This window comes from Actinoallomurus purpureus (assembly GCF_024055795.1).
In the GTDB taxonomy this organism is placed as follows: Bacteria; Actinomycetota; Actinomycetes; order Streptosporangiales; family Streptosporangiaceae; genus Actinoallomurus; species Actinoallomurus purpureus.
On record NZ_JAMXMY010000002.1, the window covers coordinates 340,912 to 360,782 of the forward strand.

Here is a 19,871-nt window from a genome sequence, read left to right on the forward strand (position 1 = left end):
CGGGCCCGGGGGCCTCTGGTTGCGCCGGAGGCCGTCCTCAGCGGTCGTCGCACGGCTGGAGGCGGCGACGGCGCGTCGCGCCGTCGCCTCTCTCAGTTCTTCGCGCGCGCGTCGATCGGCTTGCTCGTGGTGTCGCGGAAGCCGTTGGCGACGTCCTTGAGGGTCGTGTCGTCCGGCTTCGGCTTGTGGGCGTCGGCGTACATCGCGTACGAGTAGATGATGTACCGGCCGCGCTGCAGGCTCACGGCGTAACCGCCGCCTTGGTCGATCTTGGGCGCGTTGGTGGCCTTCATGCCCCGGAACCACTTGTAGTGCTCGGCGTCCTGCGCCTTCATCGCGGCCGCCGCGGCGGCGTCCGTGGGCATGGCCGCGATCCCGGTCGTCACCGCCAGCTTCTTGTCGTCGGAGACGAACGTCGCCCGTACGACCCGGCGGCAGTGCTGATGGGTCAGCTCGGCGCTGAAGGGCCCGTTGGCGGTCAGGTTGCAGTGGTCGTTCGGGACGGTCTTCATCAGGACGAACGTGTGCCCGGCCACCTTGATCCTGTTGGCCGGGAACGCCTCGTTGACGCTCAGCGGCTTGGGATCCTTCTTCTCGTCCCTGATGTCGACGGGCGTCGGCTTCGGCTTGGGCTTCGGCTTCTCCGACGTCCGGGCCGGCGTCGGAGTCGCCGGGCTCGGGGTGGGCGGCGGCTGCGACGCGCGGGTCGGCGGGGCGGCCACCGGGTGCTTCTTCGGCGCGTCGTCGGACATCGTCGTGTAGGCGAGAACACCGCCGCCGCCGAGCAGGAGGGCGGCCAGCGCGCCACCGCCGATCAGGAGCGCTCCGGGGGCCCCGGACGCGCCCGCGCCGCCGCGCCGGGACCGGTGCGGGCCGCGCGGACCGTCAGGCCCGCCGGGCCCGCCAGGGCCGGGCTCTCCGGAGCCGAGGCGGGGAGTGGGCCGGCTGGCGTCCATCTCGGGCTCGGGCTCCGGGTCCGCCGGTGCCTCGGGGATCGTGCCCGGGGGGAGGATCGCGTCGGGCATGAGCGGTGGTGTGGTGCTCTCCGCGGCGGAGAGAGGTGGGTCGTCCCTGTGGCGCGCCATGGTCAGGGCGGTGCGCGGCTCCGGCTCCAGGACGTCCGTCACGGTCTTCTCCGCGGCGTTGTCGGCCGCGTCCGTGAACAGGCCGTACGCGGTCGCCGGCGCAGCCGAGGAAGCCGTGGCCGGGCCGGAGGGGTGGTGAGGCGGACGGTACGGGGCCGCCAGGGGCACGGTCGTGTGCGTCGCCGGATCGGTGTCGGTGGACGCGGGGCCGCCCGCCATGGGGGGCCCGTCGTGGCGGTGCTCGGAGGCGCCCATCGGGCCGTGCGGAGACGCCGCGGCCGAGCCAGGGGCGGGCGGACGGTCGAAGCGGAACTCCGAAGGCGTCGCGGCCGGTGGCGGGGCCGTCGTCCTCTTATTCGCGTCGGGCGCGGAGGATCCGGGACGCGGGGGTGGCGCGGTCATGCTCTCCTCGGCGTCGGGTACCGGGGGCGGTCCGGAACGAGCCGGGTCGCCCGGCGGCACATCGGCGGCCTGGGGGTGACGAGGGGATTCTCAGCCGGTTCGCCGCGGCCGACCCCGGGCGGTGCCGGTGTCGACGGGTGCGGCGGGGGAGGCTTCGGCCCTTCCTTTTCGGTCGGTACGAAAGTCTCGTCACGGCCAGACATGGTCACTAGGGTATTAGCGAGCAGTGTCTATTATGCGGGTTTGCCAACCATTGACCGATAGTTCAGGGCTGGTCGCAGATTGCTACCAATTGTCGCATTCTGTACGAATGCGGTCACCCCGGAGTAGTCACTCTGGGCGATCTTCTTGCCGTTCGGGTACTGCACCCAGCTCATGATCAGGTAGTGGCCCTCGGGATCGGCGGTCGTGAGCGACAGCCCCTTGCCGATCTTGCTGGTGGTTCCGGCGCCGGGCAGGGGCAGGACGTACGCGTCCTTCGGGCGGGACGCCTGCTGCGCCGCCCTGGCCACGCTGTCCGTCTTGAGGTTGAGCACGCCGATGGTGCCGACGAACTTGCCGTTGCTGAACGTCGCCCGCAGCACCTGGGTGCATCCCGCCCGGCCGAGGGCCTTGCGGAAGGTCGTGCCGTGCACGCCGTTCGCGCACTTGGAGTCCGAGCGCCACGTGGTGATCAGGTAGGTGCGACCACCCGCCTTGAACTTCTTGTTCTTGAAGACCTCGTTCAGGGTGAGCGGCTTCGGGTCCGTCGCACGGCCCGCGAGACGCTCGCCCTTCCCGGTCTCGGTCGGCGTGGGAGTGGGGTTCGCGGTGGGGGACTTCGGCGGCAGAACGGCGGCCTTCGAGGTCGCCGCGGTCGGCTTCGGCTTGTCGTCACCGCCGCCCCCGGACAGCGCCAGTGCCGCTCCGCCGCCGATGACCACGATGCCGGCGGCGGCGGCCGCACCGATGATCAGCGGCTTCTTGCCGCCGCCCGACCGCTCCTCGTCGCCGGGGGCGAAGTACGCCGCGTCGTCGCCGTGGGCGCCCGGAACCTCGCCGTACCGGCTCTGGCCCCCGGGCCCGCCCGGAGGTCCGTAACCGCCCGCACCGCCTCCGTACGGGCCTTCCCCGGCGCCGCCCGGCCCGGCGCCGTAGCCGCCGGCGTCCTGGCCGTAGGGCGGTGGCTCCTGGCCGTAGCCGCCCACCTGCTCCGCGCCGTACGGGGGAGCCTGGCCGTAGGAGCCCGGGCCGCCGTCGTACCGGTTCGGGGGCTCCGCGTCGCGCGAAGGGCCCGAACCGTACGAGCGATCGAAAAGCGAACCGCCGTGGGCGGCCTGGTCCTCGGCCGGGCCGTACGGCGACTGCGGCGGCTGCGGAGCTCCCCAGCCGCCGGGTTGCTGTTTATCACCCGGAAAAGCCATGAAAGGGACCCTACCTGCTCGTATGCGTGTTCAGGTGCTTACTTGAAGCCGAAGTCCTGAGTCCACCATGGTCCGCCGGAGCCGTATTCGACCCCGATTCCGACGGCTTTGAGCTTGCAGTTCAGAATGTTCGCCCGGTGCCCGGGGCTGTTCATCCAGCCCTGGACGACGGCCTGCGCGGTCGGGTAGCCCTTGGCGATGTTCTCCGCACCGGGGACCGTGTAGCCGGCCGCCTTGATGCGGTCCCAGGGGGTCCGGCCGTCCGGCGAGTCGTGCTCGAAGTAATTCCGCTCACGCATGTCCGCCGAGTGGTTCCGGGCGGCCGTCCGGAGACGGGTGTCGACCCGCAGGGCCGAGCAGCCGTGTGCGGCCCGCTGAGCATTGGTGAGACTCACCGCCGTACTCTCCGCCGACGCGCCCGCGCTGCCGCCCTTGGCCGGGGCGGCGGCCGTCGTCGACCGGGTGGCGCGCGGCGTGGCGCTGTGCGTCGGGGGCTTTCGTTTCGCCGTCGGGCTCTTGGACCTGCGGGCCACGTGCGACGGGCGGGCGCTGGAGGGGCCGGCGGAGGGGCGGACCGCCGCGCCCTCGGGGCTGGGGACGACGGCCATGTCCCGCGCGGGCGTGGAGACCGGCGAGGGAGTGTGCTGCTGGGCGGCGCTCCAGAGCGACCGGGCGGCGACGCCGCCGGAGACGAAGACCGCGATGGCCAACAGCACGAATGCCTGGACGCGGCGTTTCACGCGCTTCGCGGACAGGGGATCCTCCTGGGGGCTGCGGAGGACCAGCACTATAGGCCCGCGAAGCGCCGCAAGTCCGGCGTTCCGGGAGAAGTCACAGGTATATGGTGTGTGCGAGGACAGCCATACGATCGTCATGTCCGACGATGGAGGGCGTCCTGGGACGCTCGCTTTGCCCGCTGGCGTGTGGGCCGGTAGTCTGCTAGTTCGTTGTGTGCGTCAGCGTGCCCGTCATCGGGTCGCTCGACCCACAGGGCCTGCGGCGGCACAAGGCCGTCCGGCGGACCCACTCTCTGTTGTCAGACACGAAACGAAGGCTTACGACCGTGCGCACCTACACCCCTAAGCCTGCTGACGTCCAGCGTCAGTGGCACGTCATCGACGCGACCGATGTCGTGCTGGGTCGGCTGGCCAGCCAGGTCGCGACACTGCTGCGGGGTAAGCACAAGCCGATCTACGCCCCACATCTCGACACGGGTGACTTCGTCATCATCATCAACGCCGGCAAGGTGGCGCTCTCGGGCAAGAAGCTCGAGCAGAAGAAGGCCTACCGCCACTCCGGCTACCCCGGTGGTCTGCGCTCTGTCGCCTACGCCGACCTGATGGAGAAGAACCCCGAGCGTGCCGTGGAAAAGGCGATCAAGGGCATGCTTCCCAAGAACTCGTTGGGCCGCAAGATGTTCAGCAAGGTGAAGGTCTACGCAGGCCCCGAGCACCCGCACCAGGCGCAGCAGCCGGTTCCCTACGACATCAAGCAGATCGCGCAGTAACGCGCGGCATCGAAAGAGATCCTGAGGAGTACCGTGGCCGAGCCCACCGGTGTCGAGACGCCCATTGAAGGCGCCGAGTTCGAAGAGTACGTGGGGGACTACACCTCCGAGTCCGCGGAGGTCGTCGTCGACGACGCCCCTCGTCCGGTGCTGACCGGCCCGGCCGCCGGCACCGGCCGCCGCAAGGAGGCCATCGCGCGCGTCCGCATCGTCCCGGGCTCCGGGAAGTGGACGATCAACGGTCGCTCCCTGGACACGTACTTCCCCAACAAGGTCCACCAGCAGGTCGTGAACGAGCCGTTCGTGACCCTGGGTCTTGAGGACCAGTTCGACGTCATCGCCCGCGTGAGCGGCGGCGGCGTCACCGGTCAGGCCGGTGCGCTGCGTCTGGGCATCGCCCGCGCTCTGCAGCTGGTCGACCCGGACAACCGCCCGGCGCTGAAGAAGGCCGGCTTCCTCACTCGTGACGCGCGGGCGAAGGAGCGGAAGAAGTACGGCCTCAAGAAGGCCCGTAAGGCCCCGCAGTACAGCAAGCGTTGATCCAGCCTGTCCGCCGGCCCACCGGTTCCGCCCGTACGGCGGCCTCGGTCGGCGGACAGGACCTCGGCGGTCTCGTCACGTGGCGGGGCCGCTGATCGCTTTCTTCCGCAGTCGCGCCCCGGCGAGCGCATCCGGGCGCGATCAGTTCGTGCGTTCGAATCGTGGGGTGTTGTGGTGGCGCGTCTGTTCGGGACCGACGGCGTACGCGGGGTCGCGAATCGCGACCTGACGGCTCACCTCGCGCTCGACCTGTCGGTCGCGGCGGCGCGCGTCCTCGGCGAGGTCGGCGCGTTCGAGGGGCACCGCCCCGTCGCCGTGGTCGGCCGGGACCCACGCGCCTCCGGTGAGTTCCTCGAGGCCGCCGTCGTCGCCGGGCTCGCCTCGGCCGGGGTCGACGTCCTCCGGCTCGGCGTGCTCCCCACGCCCGCCGTGGCGTACCTCACCCAGTCGCTCGGCGCGGACCTCGGCGTCATGCTGTCCGCCTCGCACAACCCGGCCCCCGACAACGGCATCAAGTTCTTCGGCCGGGGCGGGCACAAGCTCGCCGACGAGATCGAGGACCAGGTCGAGGCGCACCTGGGCGAGGACTGGTCCGGCCCGACCGGCCCCGGCGTCGGCCGGGTCCGCGACGCCCACGGCGAGGTCGAGAGCTACATCGCCCACCTGCTGTCGACGCTGCCCGGCTCGCTCGACGGCCTGCGGGTCGTCGTCGACTGCGCGCACGGCGCCGCCTCGGGCGTCTCCCCGGAGGCCCTGCGCCGCGCCGGCGCCTCCGTGATCGCCATCGGCGCCTCGCCCGACGGCCTCAACATCAACGACGGTTACGGCTCCACCCACCTGGAGCGCCTCCAGCGAGCCGTCGTCGAGAACAGCGCGGACGCCGGCATCGCCCACGACGGCGATGCCGACCGCTGCCTCGCGGTGACCGGGTCCGGCGAGGCCATCGACGGCGACCAGATCATGGCGATCCTGGCCCTGGAGCTGCGCGACACCGGCAAGCTGCCCGGCGACACGGTCGTCGCCACGGTCATGTCCAACCTCGGGTTCAAGATCGCCATGCGCGACCAGGGCCTGGGCGTCGTCGAGACGGCCGTCGGTGACCGGTACGTCCTGGAGGCCATGAAGGCCGGCGGGTACTCCTTCGGCGGCGAGCAGTCCGGCCACGTCATCATGCTCGACCACGCCACGACCGGAGACGGCGTGCTCACCGGGCTGCACCTCCTGTCCACCATCGCCCACCGCCGTCGTCCCCTCGACGAGCTGGCGAAGGTGATGACGCGGCTCCCGCAGGTGCTGATCAACGTCAGGGGCGTCGACAAGTCCAAGGCCAAGACGTCTCCCGAGCTGGCATCCGCGGTGCAGGCCGCCGAGACCGAGCTCGGCGACAGCGGGCGGGTGCTGATCCGCCCCAGCGGCACCGAGCCGATGGTGCGTGTCATGGTCGAAGCGCCGGCCGAGGACCAGGCCCGCGCCGTCGCCGACCGCCTCGCCGAGGTCGTCCGCACCGCCCTCTGATCAGCGGCCAGACCACGTGGTCTGGGACAGGTCCGGCTGGTCACACGACGCCCGGGTCACGGCCGCACGGCTCTGCGCTCGCGGCTTCGGTTGCTGAGGAGCGGACCGGGGGCGGGCACGCGCGAGACGGCATCGCCATGACTTTACGCACGTCGTCGATACGCACCGTTACGGTCCGGGTAGACGTCGATCATGACGGCCGTGCCGCCGAGCGACGGCCACCACGAGACGAAGGTCGAACACCCATGGCATCAGTGGCGCGTGTCACGGAGATCAGTGCTATTTCGGAGAAGAGTTTCGAAGACGCGGTCAAGGTCGGCATCAGCCGGGCCGGCGAGACCCTCCGCAGGCTCCAGTCCGCGTGGATCAAGGAGCAGGAGGTGCAGCTCTCCGAGCACGGGGACATCACCGGCTACAAGGTGAAAATGCTGGTCACCTTCGTCCTGGAGTAGCACGCCCAGCGGTGACGCCCGGCGAACACCTGCCTCCGGTGGTCCGACTCCTCGCGTCCGACCCGGCCCGTTGGCCTGTTCACCGAGCCGCCGTCGCTCAGGCGGTCAGCAGCCCGGCGCCGAGGCTGATGACGCCCGCGGCGAGGGAGAGCGCACCTGTCCACAGCACCCAGATGAACCTGTTGGGCCGGGTGGCGTTCCGGCCGGCGGAGGCGGCGAAGAATCCGGCGGACATCAGGATCGCGGCGACGGGCACTCCCAGCCGGGCCACCCACAGCAGAACGCCGGTCAGGCCGGTGGCGTCCGCGTAGAGCAGGCCGATGAGGCCGAGGAGCACGAGGACGCCCGCGTGGCCGTGGCCCGCACGCGCGAAGGACTTCTGGAAGTCGGTCATCGGCACCTCACCGCGGGCGATCCGCGTCATGAACCAGCCGCCGACCTGGATGGTGACGACGGTGAGCAGCACGGCACCGGCGATCATCCGCGACTCGGTGCTGAGGGCCAGGGGCTGCATGCGATCTCCTCCGTCAGAGGATAGTGTCACTATCGAATCTTGGATACTCGTACTATCCAATGGATCGGAGGAAATGGCAAGGCGGTAGCCCGAGAAGATCTGGACGCAACGACGGTGAGGAGCGTCGCTCTCGATCCGCGGGAGCGTGCGTCACGGCCCCGGTCGGGGTGGAATCATTCGGTGCCGGTGATGGACAGGGTGCGGAGCTTCCAGCCGGCGTACGCGACGCCCGCGACGGTCACGACGATCAGCAGCGGCACGGCGGTGGACGTACCGACCCCGGCCTTGACCGCGGTCGCGTCGGTGACCAGGTCGGTGACGCTGATGCCCCACTGGCGGATCGACAGGGTCTTGGCGCCGGAGGCGTACCGCGCGATGAGGTTCTCCCAGACCAGGGCGTAGATCAGGCCGATGGTCACCGCGAACCGGCTGAGCACCGCGATGGCGATGAACAGCGCGCAGTAGGCGATGCCCGCCACCAGCGCGCCGATCGCGAACCCGGTCGCCAGGCCGGCGGTCAGCCCCGTCATGATGATGCCCGAGACGAAGATCGGCACGACGCCGAACGCGACGACCAGGACGACCGCGACCGCGAACTTGGTCGTGGAGATGACCGGACGCGCGATCGGCTTGGTCATGATGTACATGATCTGGCCGTCGTCGATCTCCGGCGCGATCACACCGGTGCCCGCGAGCAGGGCGAGCAGCGGCAGCAGCGCGCCGAGCCCGAACTGCGTCAGCAGCATCGTGGCGTTGTCCAGGTCGCTGTGGCCGCTGACCCGCAGGCCGATGCTGAGGAACAGCAGGAGGGCGGGCAGGAGGAACAGCAGCAGCGCCCGCCGCCTGCTCAGCATCTGGCGGAACGTGATCGAAGCGATGACAGTGTTCATCAGGACGCCACCAGGTACGAGAAGACGCTTTCGAGGGATTCGTCGGCGGGGGCGACCTCCCACAGCCGGATGTCGGCCTGACGCGCCAGCTGCGGCAGGAGGAGGGAGAACCGCCGGAAGTCGACGGCCTCCACCTCGAGCCCGCCGGAGGTCAGCTCGACGCCGCGCGTCGACGGATCGGCGATGAGCGCGGCGGCCAGACGCCGGTCGTCGCTGGAGCGGACGACGAACATGTGCGGGCGGTCGGTCATGAGCCGGCGGATGGCGCGGAAGTCGCCGGAGGCGGCGTGCCGCCCGGCCACCACGACCTCGATGTGGTGCGCGAGCCGCTCGACCTCTTCGAGGATGTGCGAGCTGAACAGCACCGTACGGCCCTCGGCGGCCATCTTGCGGATCAGGTCCATCAGGTGCAGCCGCTGGCGGGGGTCCATGCCGTTGAACGGCTCGTCGAGCAGCAGCACGGGTGGGTCGTGGACGAGGGCGGAGGCCATCTTGACGCGTTGCTTCATGCCCTTGGAGTACGTGCCGACGGTCCGGTCGGCCGGCTCGACCATCTCCACCATTCCGAGGGCGCGTTCGGCGGCGGCCTCAGGGTTGGGCAGGCGGTGGAGCTTGGCCATCGCGCGGACGAACTGGCGGCCGGTGAGGAAGTCGTACGCCGTCTCCCGCTCGGGCACGAGCCCGATGTGCCGGTACACCGACGGGTTCTTCCAGATCCGCTGGCCGTCGATGCTCACCTGTCCGCTGGAGGGGGAGAGGAAGCCGCCCATCATGTGGATCAGGGTGGACTTGCCCGCGCCGTTCGGCCCGAGCAGTCCGGTGACGCCCGGCCCGATCGTCATGGTGATGCCGTTGACCGCGACGACGTTGCCGTACCACCGGGAGACGTCCCGGATCTCCAGCACACTCATGCGGCCTCCTTCGTCGGAGGAGTGATCGGGCGCGCCATGCTCATGATTCGCTCGCTCCGCTCGTTCATGCGGCCTCCTTCGTCGGAGGGGTGACCGGGCGCGCCATGCTCATGATTCGCTCGCTCATCGGGAACCCGCCTTCCGGAAGCGTAGGTAGAGGATCGCGACGGAGCCGGCGATGACGGCGGCGCACACCAGGGCGAACACCGGCCCGCCGAGGCCCGGGGGCGGGGGTTCGGGCGCGGCCTGCTTCGCGCGCAGCGCCCACACCTGCACGCCGTCGACGAGGTTGAACGGGGCGAACATCCCCGCCCACTGGGCCAGCGTGAACTGCGTCTGGTTCTCGGCGATGCCCTGTACGGCGGCGACCGCCGTCGTGCTGAGCAGGTAGACCGCCATGACCGCGGTGACGCCGAACCCGCGGCGCGGCGTGAACGCGGCCACGACGAGACCGATGCCGGCGAGCACCAGGGCGAAGATCAGGCAGCCCGCGAGGCCGCCGAGCCAGTGCAGGGTGTGCGTGCCGAGGTGCTTCTGCTCGGTGACGAGCGCGCCGATGTAGAGGATCGTCACGGGCGTGGCCAGCAGGATGAACAACGCGGTCGTGAACGCGGTGTACTTCGCGAGCACGTAGTCGAGGCGGCTCAGCGGCCGGGAGAAGTACAGCGGCGTCACGTGGAAGCGCAGGTCACGAGAGGCGAGCACCGGTGCCTGCGCCGCCAGGAAGATCGCGATGAGGGGCTGCAGGTAGATGGCGTAGGCGGAGTAGCGGATGAGGGCGACGTTCTGCCCGGCACCGACCTGGGCGGCGATCGCCGTGATCGCCACGCTGATCGCGGCGGGCAGCAGCATGATCGCGCACAGCAGGAAGGGCATGATCTTCGCCTTGACCGGCCGCCCCAGGCCGTACGCCGCGCGCAGGTTGTGCGTGAACAGGGAGCGGACGGCGTACGCCCGGCCGAGGCGCTTGCCGTCGTAGTGCCGGTACCCGATGTCGTGGATGACGCTCGTCAAGTCGAGAACACCTCTTCGATGCGGTGGCGGCGGTTCTCCATGCGGACGAGGGCCAGGCCGAGGTCGGCGACCGTGTCGCGTACGACGTCGTAGGTGGTCTCGCCGGCGATGTCGACGAGCAGCAGGCGGCCGTCCGGGCGTACGCGCAGCCCGGCGTTGGCCAGGTGCTCGCCGAGGCGGTCCATCTCCTCCTCCACCTCGACCGCCAGCACGCCGCTGGCCTGGGTGAAGGCCGCGACCGCCTGCGATCGCAGCAGGCGCCCGCCGTCGATGATCACCAGGTGGTCGGCGACCCGCTCGAGCTCGCCGAGCAGGTGGGAGGTGACCAGGACGCTGATGCCGAACTGGCCGCCGATCCGCCGGACGAGGGCCAGCATCTCGTCGCGCCCGGCCGGATCGAGCCCGTTGGTGGGTTCGTCGAGGAAGATGAGCTTCGGGTCGTGGACGAGCGCCTGGGCCAGCTTGACGCGCTGGCGCATGCCGGTGGAGTAGCCGCCGATCGGGCGGTACCGCTCCTCGTACAGTCCGACGTGACGAAGGGTGTCGGCGGCGCGTTCCCGGGCGGCGGTGGCCGGCAGGCCGGACACGCGGGCGACGTGCACGATGAACTCGGTGGCCGACACGTCCGGCGGCAGGCAGTCGTTCTCGGGCATGTAGCCGACCAGCTCACGGATCTTCATGGAGTCGCGTGCGGTGTCGAGACCGAGCACGCCGGCCTGGCCGCTGGTGGGTTCGAGCAGGCCGAGCAGGATCTTGATGAGCGTGGACTTGCCCGCGCCGTTGGCTCCGACGAGCCCGACGACACCGGGCTCGATGTCGACGGTCAGCTGATCCAACGCGAGCACGCCGGGGAACCGCATGGTCAGTCCCCGGGTGGCGATGATGGACATGATCCGAACCTAGTGGAGCGGTGCCGGGCGCGTCGTCACTCTTCGGCACTACGCTCTGCCCGTCTTTGGGATGATTCCGCGCTTCTTTCGGACCGCGCGGCGCACCGGTGGGCGCTAGGCGCCCTCGCGCGGTCGGAGGCCCCGCCATCCCGGACCGGGCCGCCGGCGCCCCCCGGGCCGTGACCCGACGCCGCCTGACCGCTCAGTCGCCGGATTTTTCCGCAACGCTCCCGTAATTACTGTCACGCCCCGTGATGAACCTTATGGCAGCATTCATCCGTCATAAGCGGGCAAAGGAGTACCAAAAAAGCTTTGGGGTGGTGTGACGATGCTGCGGCGCTGGCGGAGACACGTAGGAGCGGTTTCGATCATCTTCCCGGTGGTGCTCGCCGCGGGATGCAGCCCGAACGGCGCATCGCCGACGAGCGGCGGCGGTGGCGCGCCCGCCTCGGCCTCCGGGAGCAAGCTGCCGGTCGGCAATCCGGACGCGCCGATGCCCTCCCCGGGCACCTGCAAGGTCGGCAGCCGCAACGACCAGCCGCTTCCGGACCATGACTGCACGCCCGGCGCCATCAACGCCGACGTGAAGCAGTCGAACATCGACCGGACCATCTGCAAGGTCGGCTGGACGGCGACCGTCCGGCCGCCGTCCTCGGTGACCCGCGTCATGAAGGCCAAGTCGGCCCGCTCCTACAGCCTCGGCCGGGACGTCGCGGGCGAGTACGACCACCTGGTCCCCCTCGAACTCGGTGGCGCGCCGGATGACCCCCGCAACCTGTGGGTCGAGCCCGGGCACATCCCCAACCCGAAGGATGCCGTCGAGCACAAACTGAACGACGCGGTCTGCTCCGGTCTCGTCCCGCTCGCCAAGGCACAGCGGGCCATCGCGGTCCGGTGGGTCACCGCGTACGACGACGTCGGCCTGCGCGTCGGCGGCGGCAAGGTCTGCCTGCGCGACAACCCGAGCAAGTGCGCGAAGGGCAGGCACGGCGGCCGTAGCACCGGCGACTGACCGGCGGAGCGGCACCGATCCCCGGACCGGACGGCGCCGTGACATTCGTACCGGTCGACCGTGGATCGATGGATCTGCCGGGCGACCCTCCGTTCCCGCGAGGCTTGTATCAACAGCGAAGCCGAGCGAAGGAACGAACATGGCGCAGATCACCGCCCCCGCCACGGCCGGCCGGTCCGGCGCGAAGGACGCCGCTTCGGCGGAGCCCGCGCGGTCCAACGGCGGGGAACTGGTCCGCAACCTCAAGCCGCTGGTCGTCGACATCGCCCTCCCGACGGGCTCGTACTACCTGCTGCACAAGGGGCTGGGCGTCGACCTGGTCACCTCGCTCGCGCTGAGCAGCGTCGTCCCGGCGGTGCGCGCGGTCGTCGGTGCCATCCGCCACCGGGTGTTCAACGGTCTCGCGGGCCTCATGCTGCTCGTCAACGTCGCCGGGATCGCGCTGAGCTTCGTGACCGGCGACGCCCGGCTGATGATGGCCAAGGACTCCGGCGTCAGCAGCGTGATCGGCCTGACCATGATCGTGATGGCCTTCCGCGGCCGGCCGCTGATGTCCGCCGGCCTCAGGCCCTTCATCACGAAGAGCGACGCCGCGAAGATCGCGGCCTGGGATCGGCTGTCCGCCGGGTCGCCGGCGTTCCGCCGCCTCGAGCGCACCTACAGCCTGATCTGGGGAGCCGCGCTGCTGGGTGAGTGCGTCGCCCGGCTGGCCGGCGCGTTCACCCTGCCGATCTCGACGATGGTGTGGCTGTCCACCGTCTTCCTGCTCGGCGCGATCGCGATCGGCATCCTCGTCGGCGGCGTCGCGGTCAAGCCGATCGAGAAGATGATCGAGGCCGAGACCGCGTCCTGACCCGCCGACCCGCGAACCCGAAGGAACAACGACCATGCGCGCCAAGGGCATCAACTACGACACGGGCTTCTTCCCCGGCGGAGAGTCCTCCCGGTCGATCTTCGAGCCCGACGTCGTACGCCGCGAGATGCGGATCATCGCCGACGACCTGCACTGCACCGCCGTACGGATCTCCGGGGGTGACCCCGAGCGGCTGACCGTCGCCGCCGAGCACGCCGCCGCGGCCGGCCTCGAGGTCTGGTTCGCGCCGTTCCCCTGCGAGCTGACGCCGGAGCGGATGCTGGACCTGTTCACCGACTGCGCCGAGCGGGCCGAGGACATTCGCCGCCGGGGCACGGAGACCGTGCTGGTCACCGGCTGTGAGGTCAGCCTCTTCGCGACCGGGTTCCTGCCCGGCGATGACGTCTACGCGCGGATCGCCGCCCTGACCTCCGGCGACCCGGCCGTGTACGCGACGTTCGGTGACGTCCTCGGCAAGGTGAACGCCTTCTTCGCCGAGACGGTGGAGGCGGCCCGCGACCGGTTCGGCGGCCGGATCACGTACGCCTCCGGCCCCTGGGAGAGGATCGACTGGACGCCCTTCGACATCGTCTCCATCGACGGCTACCGCGCCGAGGAGAACGCCGGACGGTACGTCGAGGAGCTCCGCTCGCACTTCACCCACGGAAAGCCGGTCGCGATCACCGAGTTCGGCTGCTGCGCCTACCAGGGCGCCGCCGCACGGGGCGGCACCGGCTGGATGATCGCCGACCGAGAGTCGGACCCGCCCCGCCTCGACGGCGTCTACGTACGGGACGAGGCCGAGCAGTCGGCGTACATGCGCGAACTCCTGGAGATCTTCGAACGGGAGGGCGTGGACAGCGCGTTCTGGTTCACGTTCGCCGGTTACGACCTCCCGCACCGTCCCGGCGACCCCGTCCACGACCTCGACCTGGCGGCGTACGGCGTCGTCAAGGTCCTGGAGAACGGCCACGGGACCGCCTATCCCGACATGGCCTGGGAGCCGAAGGAGTCCTTCCACACCCTCGCCGCCGCCTACGCCGGCTGACGGACCCCACGGCCGCGTAACGCGCCGACGTCGAGCGCCGCCGCGAGTCCGGCCAGCGGCGACCCGGCGGTCCAGGCCATCCGCGTCCGGCACCAGAGCCGGCCGTCCTCCAGCGGTTTGGTCACGATGCCCGGACAGGAGCCGCCGGTCGCGGTGAACACGCCGACCGCGTCGCCACCGCTCACGATCGCCGCCGCCGTGGCCTGATCGGCGCCGAAGTACCGGAACCGTGGCGTGAAACCCGCGCGCTCGCATGCGATGCGCAGACTCAGCCCCAGGCCGTCGGAGCGGTCGCCGGGGGCGATCCACGTCTCCCCGGCCAGGTCCTCGAGCGCGATCGCCTTCCGGTGGGCCAGCCGGTGCGTCGGCGCGAGCCCGACCAGGACCGGTTCGGTGCCGAGCTCCCGGATCCGGAACTCCCGCACCGGGGGCGCCACGACTTCCGGGAACTCGCCGATGACCGCGAGCACGATCTTCTCGGTGCGCAGCAGGTCCAGCACCGCCTGGGAGGACGACTCCAGGTAGGTCAGCTGCTCGTGGTGGGGGAGCCGGTCCCGGATCAGCGCGGCGATCCGGAGCACCCACGGCCCGTCCACTCCGCCCAGCGCGACGGCCTCCGCGGGTTCCGCCGGCCGGGCCAGTGTCCTCGCCGTGTCGACGAGGTCACCGAACTCGTCGAGGAGCTCCCTCGCCCGGCCCAGCACGTGCACGCCCAGCTCGGTCGGGACGACCCCGTCCGCGCGGCGGCGGAACAGCGGTCCGCCGAATCCCTGCTCGATGCGCCTGAGCTGCGTCGTCAGGCCGGACTGCGCGATCTTCAAGGTGGTGGCCGCGCGGCTGATGCTGCCCGCCTCGGCGACGGTGAGCACGACCCGCAAGTGGCGCAGCGCGATGTCCACGTCCTACCCCAGTTCCGATCTCCGTGGCCGGAAGAATCCGATGACGAGCACGGCCCCGGCCAGGGACAGCAGCGCCGTCCACGCGGCCGTGACGCGCATGGCGTGCAGGTAGGCATGGTCCGCGGCGGCGAGGAGTTCGGGCCGGTGCAACGACCTCGCCAGGGCGCGGGTCTCCTCCGCCGAGTCCAGCGCCCGCTCCCGTAGCCGGGGAGGCAGGCCCGGGGCCGCGGGCAGGATCGCCCGGTGGTAGCCGGCGGCGAGCACCGAGCCGAGCACCGCGACCCCGAGCGTGCTGCCCACCGGCCTCGTCGCCGCGCTGACGGCCGCGCCGGCCCCGGTCTGGGCGGGCGGCAGGACGGCCATCATCTCGGTGGTCATCGGCGCGACCACCAGCCCGACGGCGGCCCCCTGGACCACCAGCATCACCACGAACCAGGCCACGGAAGTGTCCGCGCCGAACCCGACGTAGCAGCCGAACGTCGCGCTGGCGAGGACGATCCCGGTCACCGCGGCCCAGCGGACGGTCAGCAGCCGTACGACCGCCGGCGACACCTGGTTGCCGAGGACGATGCCGCCCGCGGCGGACATCATGACGGCGCCCGCGGCCGGGGCGGACAGCCCGTGGACCCCCTGCAGGTAGAACGCGCAGTAGAAGAGCTGTCCCGCCAGGCCGAAGAACAGGAGCAGCAGCGTCACGCTGCCGCCCGCGAACCGCGGCTCGGTGAACAGGCGCACGTCGAGGGCGGACCCGGCCCGCGCCCGCTGGACGAGAACGAAGACCGGCCGCCCACCACCGGTCCGAGCGCGACGGCCACCCCGCCCGAGGACGCCCAGACCGCGATCGCGCGGGTCCGGACGGCGGGCGCGGTGCCGCGCGTGACGATCGCCAGAGTCGCCGGCGTGATCAGGGCTCCGCCCGCCCCCATGCAGGCCCGGGCCGCGATCAGCTCAGTGGCGCCGGTGGAGAACGCCGCCGGCACCGATGCGGCGGCCAGGGTCGCCAGCCCGGCGATGAGGACGCGGCGTGGCCCGTAGCGGTCGGCCAGCGCGCCGCTGGCGAAGCTGCCCGCGGCGAAGACCAGGGAGGCGGAGGTGTGCGCTCGTGGTCCACCTGAGCGCCGGGACCGCCTACGCCGCCGACGCCGACGCCAAGGTGCTCGTCGGCGAGGTCGAGGAGGCCGTACGGCTCGGAGCCGACGCCGTCAGCGTGCACGTGAACCTCGGCTCCGACACCGAACACCGGCTATGCACGGCCGGCCCCTGCCGCCCGGCGAGGTCGGCCGGCTCGGCGTACGCTCACCCACGCTCACCCCCGGATACTGGAACGACTCACTGACCTTCCACCGGCTGCGGCTCGGCGGCTACTGGCTCACCGGCGACCTCGCCTACCGCGACGAGGACGGCAACTTCTACCACCTCGACCGCGCGCCGGACGCCATCCGCACCGCCGCCGGGATCGTCTTCAGCACCCGAACCGAGGAACTCCTGCTGCGCGAGCTGTCCGACCTGGACGACTGCACCGTCGTCGCCGTCGCGCCGGAGGGCGTGCGCGCCGACTGGGACGGCGACGGACTGGCCGACGCTTACGTCCTCCTCCAGGTCAGGCCCGGCACGGAGGAGGCGGACGACGCGGCCTGGACGGCCGGGGTCAACCGGGTGCTGGAGGCGGGCGGCCTGCCGCCGCTGACGGGGGCCCTGCGCATGGACGCGAGCGACGTGGTCAAGGGCGCCACCGGCAAGGTGCTCAAGCGCGAAATGCGCGAACGCTTCCGCGCCCGCGTCGCCGCCGGCGAGTTCGGCGGAGCGTCGCGGTGACCATGAAGGGAACGGGCCCGGCGAACGGTGTCCGCTCGGCGGCGGAGGACACCGAACCGCCGGACCGGCGCCCGAGCCCGGCGGACAGCGTGTACCCGGCTGCCGCGCGCCCGTGCCCGGCGGGCGGCGCGGATCCGGCCGTCCCACGTCCGCGTCCGATGGACGTGTACCGGCAGTGGTGGCTACACGACGCGCGCTGGTACCAGGGCGTGGCGAAGCGCTTCGGGCACGCCGCCGCCAACGAGATCAACGCCGAGGCCCTCCGCTATGTGGCCGTCAACGTCGGCAAGCGGGTCCGCCGCCAGTTCGGCGGCGGACCGGCCGCCGACATGGAGGAGCTGCGCCGCCGGTACGACGCGTGCTCGGAGTGGATGTTCCCGAGCGAGCTGCGCGACGGCGGTACGACAGTCGTCGCCGACGGGGAGATCGAGCTGACCATGCGGCAGAACTTCGCCGTCACCATGGTCCGGATGGCCGGCTCCCTAGAGGCTACGAGTGCCCGTGCACGGACATCCACGCCGGCTGGTCGGAGGGACTGGGGGTCGAGCTCACCCGCAACTGCGCCACCGCCTGCCTCCGCACCGGCGACCCGGCCTGCCGCCTCCTGATGGGCATCGCCGACCCGCCCTGATCCGCTGCCCGCCCCTCGTTTAGACGATTGATTCCAAGGCGTAGGTGGTCCGGTGGCCGTGAATCGGCGTCGCGGCATCCTTGGCGGAAACTCTGCATTCCGGGCGAATCGCGCGAGGGAGGCGTGGGTGTCTTCTCTGGAGTTTCTACTGAGGCGAGATATTTATCGCCTCAGTAGAAACGCCGGAACGAGACGGCCGAGGCGCGACTGTGATGGGCCGCACCGGCTCTCATCGGTGCCCAAAGCACCGCCTACCGACACCGAGAATCCCTTGGAATAAATCGTCTAGGAGCGCTCCCCTCGCGATTGGAGAGGAACGCCCCGGATGTTGTGAGGTGCCCTGGAGCGGAGCGGCGACCTTGGCCCGGCCGCTGGGTTAATTGATTCGGACGCTGGCCCCGGACTCCCAGACGATGCTCTTGCCGGGACGGAGGACCCAGGCGGGCCAGCCCTTGCAGTTGGGTTTGTTAAAGATGAGGGCGGGTTGGTCGGTCTTGTTGCTGACCCGCAGGGGCCGCCTGTCGCTGTCGTAGCAGCCGCTGGGGTTGTTGTACGTCTTGTGGTTGATGATCAGTTTTCCGGTGGCCGCGTGCGCGGCTGCGGGGGCGGTCAGGGTGAGCAGGCCGGCGATGGGCAGGGCGCCGAGCGCCGTGGCGATGCGTCGCATTTGGGGGTGTCTCCTCGGATGGCGGGGTCGCCGTGCGCGACTTCCGCCGGCTTAATTCCCCGAGCAACCGATCGACTACCCTAAGTGGTCAACGGGGTCGGCATCGATCCACTGAGCCAGAGGCGGCACGGAACAGATCGGTGTATCTGGTGCCCGCATCCAGTGGTGACTGTACTTATGATAGGTACAGTTATCATAAGTACAGTTACGCTAGTGTGGTCAGATGCCGCTCACCAAGCCACAACGGGTCTTCGACCGCTCGTACGAGTGGTCGGCGCTGGCCCGGTTCGCGACGTCGGTGAGTCCGCATGCCCGGCTGGGGCTGGTCAGCGGCCGACGCAGGCAGGGGAAGACCTTCTTGCTCCGCGCGTTGGCCGAGGCCGCCGGCGGGTTCTACTTCACCGCCGTCGAGGCGACCGCGAGAGATTCGCTGCGCGAGTTCGGCGTCGCCCTCGCCGAGCATGCGGGGAGCCGAGCGCCGTACGCGCTGGACGACTGGACCGACGCACTCCGGGTGCTCAGCGAGACCGTGGGCGACGGATTGGCGATCATTGATGAGTTCCCGTATCTCATCAAGGCGGACTCGGCCATCCCATCGATCTTCCAAAGAAGGCTCGACGAACTCGCGTCGCGTCCCGGGGAGACCAGCTCGCGCTTCCTGCTGTGTGGCTCGTCGATGTCCGTCATGGGGCGGCTGCTCGCAGCGAACGCGCCCCTTCGAGGCCGGGCGAGCATGGAACTCCTCGTCAACCCGTTCGGCTATCGGACCGCAGCGGAGTTCTGGCAGATCGACGATCCCAAACTCGCGGTGCTGGTGCACTCGGTCGTCGGCGGGACGCCCGCGTACCGGCAGGAGTTCGTCGGAGGTGACGCGCCGGAATCCTTGGCCGACTTCGACGACTGGGTCGTGCGAACGGTTCTCAGCCCGTCGGTGCCGCTCTTCCGCGAGGCTCGCTACCTGCTGGCCGAGGAGACCGACGTGCGGGACCCGGCACTGTACAACTCGGTGCTCGGCGCGATCGCCACGGGGAACGCCACGCGCGGCGGGATAGCGAACTACATCGGCCGTAAGTCGTCGGAACTCGTGCATCCTCTGAATGTCCTGGAGGACTCCGGGCTCATCGCCCGTGAGGCCGACCCATTTCACGCGCGCCGATCCCGCTTCCGCATCACCGAACCGCTCATCACCTTCTATGAGGCGGTGATGCGCCGGGCGTGGACGCAACTGGAGCAGCGCCAGGCGCGGCAGGTGTGGCAGCGCAGTCGTCCGACGTTCCTGTCGCAGGTCGTCGGGCCGCATTTCGAAGCCATGTGCCGAGAATGGGCAGCGCGGGCCGACGACGACGTCTTCGGCGACATGCCGGGGGAGGTCGTGGCCGGAGCCGTCGCGGATCCGGTCGGCAAGACCCAGATCGAGATCGACGTCGCGGTCCTCTCCTCCTCTGAAGATCGGCGGATCCTGTCGCTCGGCGAGGCCAAGTGGGGCGTCACGATGGGGCTGCGTCATCTGGACCGGCTGCGGCGGGCCCGTGACCTGCTCTCGGTGAAGGGATACGACACATCGGAGACCTGGCTCGCGTGCTACTCCGGCACAGGCTTCGACGACGAACTCCACGCCGCAGCAAAACGCGACCGCATCCTCCTCGTCGACCTGGAGCGGCTGTACGCGACCTGAGCCGAGTCGGGTCCGAAGCGCGGCGCGGCTTCGATCCTTGCCGCCGTTGTTGACGGCGGAAGACCACCACCTGGCCGTTTCCCGCCACCTCGAAGCCCCAGTCATCAGCCAGGGCCTGCATGATCGGGAGGCTGCGTCCGCCTTCGCC

General features: G+C 70.5%; 23 protein-coding genes. 11 read left to right on the forward strand and 12 right to left on the reverse strand.

Annotated elements, in window-relative coordinates:
• Nucleotides 1-92 precede the first annotated feature (92 nt).
• The 3 genes from NE236_RS06300 to NE236_RS06310 form a co-directional block, all read right to left on the reverse strand.
• A complete protein-coding gene (locus tag NE236_RS06300; protein WP_252840849.1) occupies nucleotides 93-1,487 on the reverse strand; it encodes a hypothetical protein in 1,395 nt (464 codons plus the stop codon).
• A gap of 233 nt (nucleotides 1,488-1,720) precedes the next feature.
• On the reverse strand, nucleotides 1,721-2,890 hold the full coding sequence (locus NE236_RS06305) for a hypothetical protein (RefSeq protein WP_252840850.1): 1,170 nt from the start codon (nucleotides 2,888-2,890) through the stop codon (nucleotides 1,721-1,723).
• A 38-nt stretch (nucleotides 2,891-2,928) separates the two neighbouring features.
• Nucleotides 2,929-3,765: a CAP domain-containing protein gene (locus NE236_RS06310; protein WP_252840851.1), complete on the reverse strand. Its 837-nt coding sequence runs from the start codon at nucleotides 3,763-3,765 to the stop codon at nucleotides 2,929-2,931.
• Nucleotides 3,766-3,953: 188 nt separating this feature from the next.
• On the opposite strand from NE236_RS06310, the gene rplM reads away from it, so the two are divergent.
• The 4 genes from rplM to NE236_RS06330 all read left to right on the forward strand — a co-directional run bounded on the left by rplM (nucleotide 3,954) and on the right by NE236_RS06330 (nucleotide 6,904).
• Nucleotides 3,954-4,397, forward strand: coding sequence for a 50S ribosomal protein L13 (gene rplM, locus NE236_RS06315; RefSeq protein WP_252840852.1), 444 nt, complete (start codon nucleotides 3,954-3,956; stop codon nucleotides 4,395-4,397).
• 33 nt (nucleotides 4,398-4,430) lie between these two features.
• The gene (rpsI, locus tag NE236_RS06320) at nucleotides 4,431-4,937 is read left to right on the forward strand and encodes a 30S ribosomal protein S9 (protein ID WP_252840853.1); all 507 of its coding nucleotides are present in this window, start codon (nucleotides 4,431-4,433) and stop codon (nucleotides 4,935-4,937) included.
• A gap of 174 nt (nucleotides 4,938-5,111) precedes the next feature.
• Complete coding sequence (glmM, locus tag NE236_RS06325; protein ID WP_252840854.1) at nucleotides 5,112-6,452, forward strand: phosphoglucosamine mutase; 1,341 nt, start codon at nucleotides 5,112-5,114, stop codon at nucleotides 6,450-6,452.
• A gap of 245 nt (nucleotides 6,453-6,697) precedes the next feature.
• Nucleotides 6,698-6,904, forward strand: a complete 207-nt coding sequence (locus NE236_RS06330) for a dodecin family protein (protein ID WP_252840855.1) — start codon at nucleotides 6,698-6,700, stop codon at nucleotides 6,902-6,904.
• 97 nt (nucleotides 6,905-7,001) lie between these two features.
• Here the strand turns inward: NE236_RS06330 and NE236_RS06335 are convergent, their stop codons facing one another.
• From NE236_RS06335 to NE236_RS06355, 5 genes are all read right to left on the reverse strand, one after another.
• On the reverse strand, nucleotides 7,002-7,418 hold the full coding sequence (locus NE236_RS06335) for a hypothetical protein (RefSeq protein WP_252840856.1): 417 nt from the start codon (nucleotides 7,416-7,418) through the stop codon (nucleotides 7,002-7,004).
• A gap of 173 nt (nucleotides 7,419-7,591) precedes the next feature.
• Nucleotides 7,592-8,308, reverse strand: a complete 717-nt coding sequence (locus NE236_RS06340) for an ABC transporter permease (RefSeq protein ID WP_252840857.1) — start codon at nucleotides 8,306-8,308, stop codon at nucleotides 7,592-7,594.
• Nucleotides 8,308-9,219 carry an ABC transporter ATP-binding protein gene (locus NE236_RS06345; protein ID WP_252840858.1) on the reverse strand — a complete coding sequence of 304 codons (912 nt, stop codon included), beginning with the start codon at nucleotides 9,217-9,219 and terminating at the stop codon, nucleotides 8,308-8,310. Before NE236_RS06345 ends, NE236_RS06340 begins: the two co-directional genes overlap by 1 nt.
• Nucleotides 9,220-9,342: 123 nt before the next feature.
• Complete coding sequence (locus tag NE236_RS06350; RefSeq protein ID WP_252840859.1) at nucleotides 9,343-10,233, reverse strand: ABC transporter permease; 891 nt, start codon at nucleotides 10,231-10,233, stop codon at nucleotides 9,343-9,345.
• Nucleotides 10,230-11,123, reverse strand: coding sequence for an ABC transporter ATP-binding protein (locus NE236_RS06355; protein ID WP_252840860.1), 894 nt, complete (start codon nucleotides 11,121-11,123; stop codon nucleotides 10,230-10,232). Before NE236_RS06355 ends, NE236_RS06350 begins: the two co-directional genes overlap by 4 nt.
• A 379-nt stretch (nucleotides 11,124-11,502) precedes the next feature.
• On the opposite strand from NE236_RS06355, the gene NE236_RS06360 reads away from it, so the two are divergent.
• From NE236_RS06360 to NE236_RS06370, 3 genes are all read left to right on the forward strand, one after another.
• Nucleotides 11,503-12,135 (forward strand): hypothetical protein, encoded by a 633-nt coding sequence (locus tag NE236_RS06360; protein WP_252840861.1) that lies wholly within the window; start codon nucleotides 11,503-11,505, stop codon nucleotides 12,133-12,135.
• A 139-nt stretch (nucleotides 12,136-12,274) separates the two neighbouring features.
• Nucleotides 12,275-12,988, forward strand: coding sequence for a VC0807 family protein (locus tag NE236_RS06365; RefSeq protein WP_252840862.1), 714 nt, complete (start codon nucleotides 12,275-12,277; stop codon nucleotides 12,986-12,988).
• Nucleotides 12,989-13,022: 34 nt separating this feature from the next.
• The gene (locus NE236_RS06370; RefSeq protein WP_252840863.1) at nucleotides 13,023-14,036 is read left to right on the forward strand and encodes a glycoside hydrolase family 113 protein; all 1,014 of its coding nucleotides are present in this window, start codon (nucleotides 13,023-13,025) and stop codon (nucleotides 14,034-14,036) included.
• On the opposite strand, the gene NE236_RS06375 is transcribed toward NE236_RS06370, so the two are convergent.
• From NE236_RS06375 to NE236_RS44985, 3 genes are read right to left on the reverse strand one after another with little or no spacing between them, the layout of a single operon-like run.
• Complete coding sequence (locus NE236_RS06375) at nucleotides 14,024-14,935, reverse strand: LysR family transcriptional regulator (RefSeq protein WP_252840864.1); 912 nt, start codon at nucleotides 14,933-14,935, stop codon at nucleotides 14,024-14,026. The two genes, NE236_RS06370 and NE236_RS06375, sit on opposite strands and share 13 nt — an antisense overlap.
• Before the next feature lie 3 nt (nucleotides 14,936-14,938).
• Nucleotides 14,939-15,670: an MFS transporter gene (locus tag NE236_RS06380; RefSeq protein ID WP_252840865.1), complete on the reverse strand. Its 732-nt coding sequence runs from the start codon at nucleotides 15,668-15,670 to the stop codon at nucleotides 14,939-14,941.
• Nucleotides 15,628-16,017, reverse strand: a complete 390-nt coding sequence (locus tag NE236_RS44985) for an MFS transporter (RefSeq protein ID WP_372494263.1) — start codon at nucleotides 16,015-16,017, stop codon at nucleotides 15,628-15,630. The genes NE236_RS06380 and NE236_RS44985 overlap by 43 nt, the downstream gene beginning before the upstream one ends.
• Between NE236_RS44985 and NE236_RS43330 the strand changes: the two genes are divergently transcribed.
• From NE236_RS43330 to NE236_RS06400, 3 genes are read left to right on the forward strand one after another with little or no spacing between them, the layout of a single operon-like run.
• Nucleotides 15,960-16,271, forward strand: coding sequence for a hypothetical protein (locus NE236_RS43330; RefSeq protein ID WP_308209053.1), 312 nt, complete (start codon nucleotides 15,960-15,962; stop codon nucleotides 16,269-16,271). The two genes, NE236_RS44985 and NE236_RS43330, sit on opposite strands and share 58 nt — an antisense overlap.
• Nucleotides 16,181-16,750: a class I adenylate-forming enzyme family protein gene (locus NE236_RS06395; RefSeq protein ID WP_252840867.1), complete on the forward strand. Its 570-nt coding sequence runs from the start codon at nucleotides 16,181-16,183 to the stop codon at nucleotides 16,748-16,750. Before NE236_RS43330 ends, NE236_RS06395 begins: the two co-directional genes overlap by 91 nt.
• A complete protein-coding gene (locus NE236_RS06400; protein WP_252840868.1) occupies nucleotides 16,747-17,358 on the forward strand; it encodes a hypothetical protein in 612 nt (203 codons plus the stop codon). Before NE236_RS06395 ends, NE236_RS06400 begins: the two co-directional genes overlap by 4 nt.
• A 399-nt stretch (nucleotides 17,359-17,757) precedes the next feature.
• On the opposite strand, the gene NE236_RS06405 is transcribed toward NE236_RS06400, so the two are convergent.
• Nucleotides 17,758-18,048 (reverse strand): hypothetical protein, encoded by a 291-nt coding sequence (locus NE236_RS06405; RefSeq protein WP_252840869.1) that lies wholly within the window; start codon nucleotides 18,046-18,048, stop codon nucleotides 17,758-17,760.
• 223 nt (nucleotides 18,049-18,271) lie between these two features.
• Here NE236_RS06405 and NE236_RS06410 point away from each other — a divergent pair, with 223 nt between their 5' ends.
• Complete coding sequence (locus NE236_RS06410; protein ID WP_252840870.1) at nucleotides 18,272-19,723, forward strand: ATP-binding protein; 1,452 nt, start codon at nucleotides 18,272-18,274, stop codon at nucleotides 19,721-19,723.
• Nucleotides 19,724-19,871 lie beyond the last annotated feature (148 nt).

Excerpts from the sequence above, each read along its gene's own strand:
- NE236_RS06330 (WP_252840855.1), top strand. The coding sequence starts at position 6,698 with ATGGCATCAGTGGCGCGTGTCACGGAGATCAGTGCTATTTCGGAGAAG.
- NE236_RS06340 (WP_252840857.1), bottom strand. The coding sequence starts at position 8,308 with ATGAACACTGTCATCGCTTCGATCACGTTCCGCCAGATGCTGAGCAGG.
- NE236_RS06370 (WP_252840863.1), top strand. The coding sequence starts at position 13,023 with ATGCGCGCCAAGGGCATCAACTACGACACGGGCTTCTTCCCCGGCGGA.
- NE236_RS06395 (WP_252840867.1), top strand. The coding sequence starts at position 16,181 with ATGCACGGCCGGCCCCTGCCGCCCGGCGAGGTCGGCCGGCTCGGCGTA.
- NE236_RS06345 (WP_252840858.1), bottom strand. The coding sequence starts at position 9,219 with ATGAGTGTGCTGGAGATCCGGGACGTCTCCCGGTGGTACGGCAACGTC.
- NE236_RS06405 (WP_252840869.1), bottom strand. The coding sequence starts at position 18,048 with ATGCGACGCATCGCCACGGCGCTCGGCGCCCTGCCCATCGCCGGCCTG.
- NE236_RS06365 (WP_252840862.1), top strand. The coding sequence starts at position 12,275 with ATGGCGCAGATCACCGCCCCCGCCACGGCCGGCCGGTCCGGCGCGAAG.
- NE236_RS06305 (WP_252840850.1), bottom strand. The coding sequence starts at position 2,890 with ATGGCTTTTCCGGGTGATAAACAGCAACCCGGCGGCTGGGGAGCTCCG.
- NE236_RS06335 (WP_252840856.1), bottom strand. The coding sequence starts at position 7,418 with ATGCAGCCCCTGGCCCTCAGCACCGAGTCGCGGATGATCGCCGGTGCC.
- NE236_RS06300 (WP_252840849.1), bottom strand. The coding sequence starts at position 1,487 with ATGACCGCGCCACCCCCGCGTCCCGGATCCTCCGCGCCCGACGCGAAT.
- NE236_RS06410 (WP_252840870.1), top strand. The coding sequence starts at position 18,272 with ATGCCGCTCACCAAGCCACAACGGGTCTTCGACCGCTCGTACGAGTGG.
- NE236_RS06355 (WP_252840860.1), bottom strand. The coding sequence starts at position 11,123 with ATGTCCATCATCGCCACCCGGGGACTGACCATGCGGTTCCCCGGCGTG.
- NE236_RS06310 (WP_252840851.1), bottom strand. The coding sequence starts at position 3,765 with ATGACGATCGTATGGCTGTCCTCGCACACACCATATACCTGTGACTTC.